This window comes from Melaminivora alkalimesophila (assembly GCF_000282995.1).
Lineage (GTDB): Bacteria > Pseudomonadota > Gammaproteobacteria > Burkholderiales > Burkholderiaceae_C > Melaminivora > Melaminivora alkalimesophila.
The window spans coordinates 1-3,441 of sequence record NZ_ALEE01000450.1 but is presented as its reverse complement, the minus strand read 5'-3'; the positions used below and the strand labels follow the sequence as shown (position 1 = coordinate 3,441).

The window sequence follows — 3,441 nt, the reverse complement described above, 5'->3', positions numbered from 1 at the left end:
CGCGCCCCGCCACGGGGCGTGGGCGACGCAGCGAAAAAAAAGCCCGAGGCCGTGGCCTCGGGCTTTTTCCGTGGTGTCCTGGTCGGGGTGAGAGGATTCGAACCTCCGGCCTCTACGTCCCGAACGTAGCGCTCTACCAGGCTAAGCTACACCCCGATGGGCTGCCGGATGCGCGTGCCGGTTCAGGCGCGCCGCTCAAGCAGCTGAGCCGCCAATTGTAGCAAAGCTTCGGCGTAGGAATTGGAAGGAAGTGCGCGGGCGGCGTCGATGGCGATCCGGGCCTGGGCCGCGGCGGCCTCGCGCGTGGCGTCCAGGGCGCCGGTGCGCCGCACGATCTCCAGCACCGCGCCCAGTTCGCCTGTCGAGCCGGTCTCGATCACGCTGCGCAGCAGCTGGCGTTCGGCCTCGCTGCCGCGCTCCATGGCGATGATCAGGGGCAGCGTCACCTTGCCCTCGCGCAGGTCGTCGCCCAGGCTCTTGCCCATCTCCTGCGCGTCGCCGTCGTAGTCGAGCACGTCGTCGATCACCTGGAAGGCCGTGCCCAGGGCCTGGCCGTACTCGGCGCAGGCACGCTCCATCTCCGTGCCGCTGCCGGCGAGGATCGCTGCCAGGCGCGCGCTGGCCTCGAACAGCTTGGCGGTCTTGGATCGAATCACCTCCAGGTAGCCGGCCTCGTCCAGGGAGGCGTCGTGGGTGTTGATCAGCTGCTGGACCTCGCCCTCGGCGATCACGTTGGTGGCGTCGGCCAGCACCTGCATGACGCGCATGTCGTCCGTCTCCACCATCATCTGGAAGGCGCGCGAATACAGGAAGTCGCCCACCAGCACGCTGGCCGGGTTGCCGAAGCTTTCGTTGGCGGTGGCGCGGCCGCGGCGCAGGACGGATTCGTCCACCACGTCGTCGTGCAGCAGCGTGGCCGTATGGATGAACTCCACCACCGCCGCGAGGTTGTAACGCTGCCTGCCGCGGTAGCCCAGGGCGCCGCTGGCCAGCAGCAGCAGGGCGGGGCGCAGCCGCTTGCCGCCGGCAGAGATGATGTAGCGCGCCACCTGGCCGACCAGCGGCACGCTGGAATGCAGGCGCGCGGCGATGACATGGTCGACCTCGCGCATGTCGTCGGCAATCAGGGCGAGGGCGGCGGCGGTGCGGAAGTTGGGATCGGCCAAGATGGACAGGCGTGTGCGGGGAAAGCGCGGATTATAGGAAGGGCCCGGGAGGGCGCCCGGGCACCCCAGGCCCCGGCTGGCGCGATTGGTGGCCCCGTGGTAGAATTTTGGGTTCCTCAGGACTATTTCTGCGGAAGCTATCAACCCTTTTACTCTCTAGACCCAGAGGTTTACATGTACGCGGTCATAAAAACCGGTGGCAAGCAGTATCGCGTGGCTGCCGGCGAAAAAATCAAGGTAGAACAGATTGCTGCGGATGTGGGCCAGGAAATCGTGATCGACCAGGTTCTGGCTGTCGGCAACGGCACCGAGCTCAAGGTGGGCACACCCCTGGTATCCGGCGCCACTGTCAAGGCCACCGTCGTGGCCCATGGCAAGCACGAGAAGGTGCGCATCTTCAAGCTGCGCCGCCGCAAGCACTACCAGAAGCACCAGGGCCATCGCCAGCAGTTCACCGAGCTGCAGATCGAAGCGATCGCTGCCTGATCGTTGTTGAACACCAGGAGAGACTCTCATGGCACAGAAAAAAGGCGGCGGCTCTACGCGAAACGGGCGCGATTCCAAGCCCAAGATGCTCGGTGTGAAGGCCTTCGGTGGTGAGATGGTCAGCGCCGGCTCCATCATCGTGCGCCAGCGCGGCACGCGCATGCACCCCGGCGTGAACGTCGGCATCGGCAAGGACCACACGCTGTTTGCGCTGGTGGACGGCCGGGTGACCTTCGGCACCAAGGGCGCGCTGTCCAAGCACACGGTGAGCGTAACGCCCGCCTGATCGCGGACCGTCCTCGCCCATGCACTGCAAAGCCCCGCGCCGTCGGGGCTTTGTCGTTGCTGGCGGACCCCTGCCCCGGCCGGCGTGCTTTTGTAAACTGCATCCCCATGAAATTCGTTGACGAAGCCTTCATCGACGTTGCGGCCGGCGACGGCGGCAACGGCTGCGCGTCGTTCCGCCGCGAGAAGTTCCGCGAGTTCGGCGGCCCCGACGGGGGCGACGGCGGGCGCGGCGGCCACGTCTATGCGGTGGCCGACCCGAACCTCAACACGCTGGTCGATTACCGCTACGCGCGCCGCCACGAGGCCAAGCGCGGCGGCAACGGCATGGGCTCGGACATGTTCGGCGCCGCCGGCGCGGACATCACGCTCAAGATGCCGGTCGGCACCATCATCAGCGACGCCGCCACGGGCGAGGTGCTGCACGAGCTGCTGGTGCCCGGCGAGGTCGTGATGATCGCCAAGGGCGGCGATGGCGGCTTCGGCAACCTGCGCTACAAAAGCTCGACCAACCGGGCGCCGCGGCAGAAAACCCCGGGCTGGCCCGGCGAGCGCAGGAACCTCAAGCTCGAGCTCAAGGTGCTCGCGGATGTGGGGCTGCTCGGGATGCCGAATGCCGGCAAGTCCACCTTCATCGCCGCCGTCTCCAACGCCCGGCCGAAGATCGCCGACTACCCCTTCACCACGTTGCATCCCAATCTGGGCGTGGTGCGTGTGGGGCCGGAGCAGAGCTTTGTCGTGGCCGACATCCCGGGCCTGATCGAGGGTGCCTCCGAAGGCGCCGGCCTGGGCCACCAGTTCCTGCGCCACCTGCAGCGCACCCGGCTGCTGCTGCACATCGTCGACCTGGCGCCCTTCGACGAGGGGGTCGACCCGGTGGCGCAGGCGCGCGCCATCGTGGCGGAACTCAAGAAGTACGACGCCGCGCTGTACGACAAGCCGCGCTGGCTGGTGCTGAACAAGCTCGACATGGTCCCGGCCGAGGAGCGCGCGCAGCGCGTGCAGGACTTCACCAGGCGCTTCAAGTGGAAGGGGCCGGTGTTCGAGATCTCGGCCCTGACGCGCGAGGGCTGCGAGCCGCTCGTCCAGGCCATCTACCAGCACGTTCACGCCCGGCAACAGGCCGAGCGCCCTGCCGAGCCGGAGGCCGATCCACGCTTTGCCGGTGGGGCCGACGTGGATCCCGACTGAGCCGGCAGCGGAGCGCCCTTCGCCTTCCTTTCCCCGACGGCTGCTCGCTGTCCTTCTTCCCGCGCATTTCCCTTTCTCTCCTATGCAATCCAGTGTTCTGCGCGATGCCCGGCGCATCGTGGTCAAGGTCGGCTCCAGCCTGGTCACCAACGACGGCCGGGGGCTGGACGAGGCCGCCATCGGCGAATGGAGCCGGCAGCTGGCGACCCTGGTGCACGGGGGCGAGGGGCTCGCACGCCGCGAGGTCATCATGGTCTCGAGCGGGGCAGTGGCCGAGGGCATGAAGCGCCTCGGCTGGGCGCGCCGGCCGGCC

At 67.9% G+C, this 3,441-nt stretch carries 5 protein-coding genes and 1 tRNA gene; 4 read left to right on the top strand and 2 right to left on the bottom strand.

Translation table 11 applies throughout. The features are described from left to right. Positions 1 to 79: 79 nt before the first annotated feature. Both A612_RS08830 and A612_RS08825 read right to left on the bottom strand, forming a co-directional pair. Positions 80 to 156: transfer RNA gene (locus A612_RS08830), tRNA-Pro, on the bottom strand. A 26-nt stretch (positions 157 to 182) separates the two neighbouring features. Next, the gene (locus A612_RS08825; protein WP_081501155.1) at positions 183 to 1,112 is read right to left on the bottom strand and encodes a polyprenyl synthetase family protein; all 930 of its coding nucleotides are present in this window, start codon (positions 1,110 to 1,112) and stop codon (positions 183 to 185) included. A gap of 228 nt (positions 1,113 to 1,340) precedes the next feature. On the opposite strand from A612_RS08825, the gene rplU reads away from it, so the two are divergent. From rplU to A612_RS08805, 4 genes are all read left to right on the top strand, one after another. After that, entirely contained in the window at positions 1,341 to 1,652 is a 312-nt protein-coding gene (rplU, locus tag A612_RS08820; protein ID WP_019374135.1) for a 50S ribosomal protein L21, read from the top strand. 28 nt (positions 1,653 to 1,680) lie between these two features. Continuing rightward, complete coding sequence (gene rpmA, locus A612_RS08815; RefSeq protein WP_019374134.1) at positions 1,681 to 1,938, top strand: 50S ribosomal protein L27; 258 nt, start codon at positions 1,681 to 1,683, stop codon at positions 1,936 to 1,938. A 107-nt stretch (positions 1,939 to 2,045) separates the two neighbouring features. Beyond that, on the top strand, positions 2,046 to 3,128 hold the full coding sequence (cgtA, locus tag A612_RS08810) for an Obg family GTPase CgtA (RefSeq protein WP_019374133.1): 1,083 nt from the start codon (positions 2,046 to 2,048) through the stop codon (positions 3,126 to 3,128). A gap of 82 nt (positions 3,129 to 3,210) precedes the next feature. Further along, a partial coding sequence (locus A612_RS08805) for an amino acid kinase family protein (RefSeq protein WP_040436442.1) occupies positions 3,211 to 3,441 on the top strand: 231 nt, incomplete at its 3' end.

Excerpts from the sequence above, each read along its gene's own strand:
- cgtA (WP_019374133.1), top strand. The coding sequence starts at position 2,046 with ATGAAATTCGTTGACGAAGCCTTCATCGACGTTGCGGCCGGCGACGGC.
- A612_RS08825 (WP_081501155.1), bottom strand. The coding sequence starts at position 1,112 with ATGCGCGAGGTCGACCATGTCATCGCCGCGCGCCTGCATTCCAGCGTG.
- rpmA (WP_019374134.1), top strand. The coding sequence starts at position 1,681 with ATGGCACAGAAAAAAGGCGGCGGCTCTACGCGAAACGGGCGCGATTCC.
- rplU (WP_019374135.1), top strand. The coding sequence starts at position 1,341 with ATGTACGCGGTCATAAAAACCGGTGGCAAGCAGTATCGCGTGGCTGCC.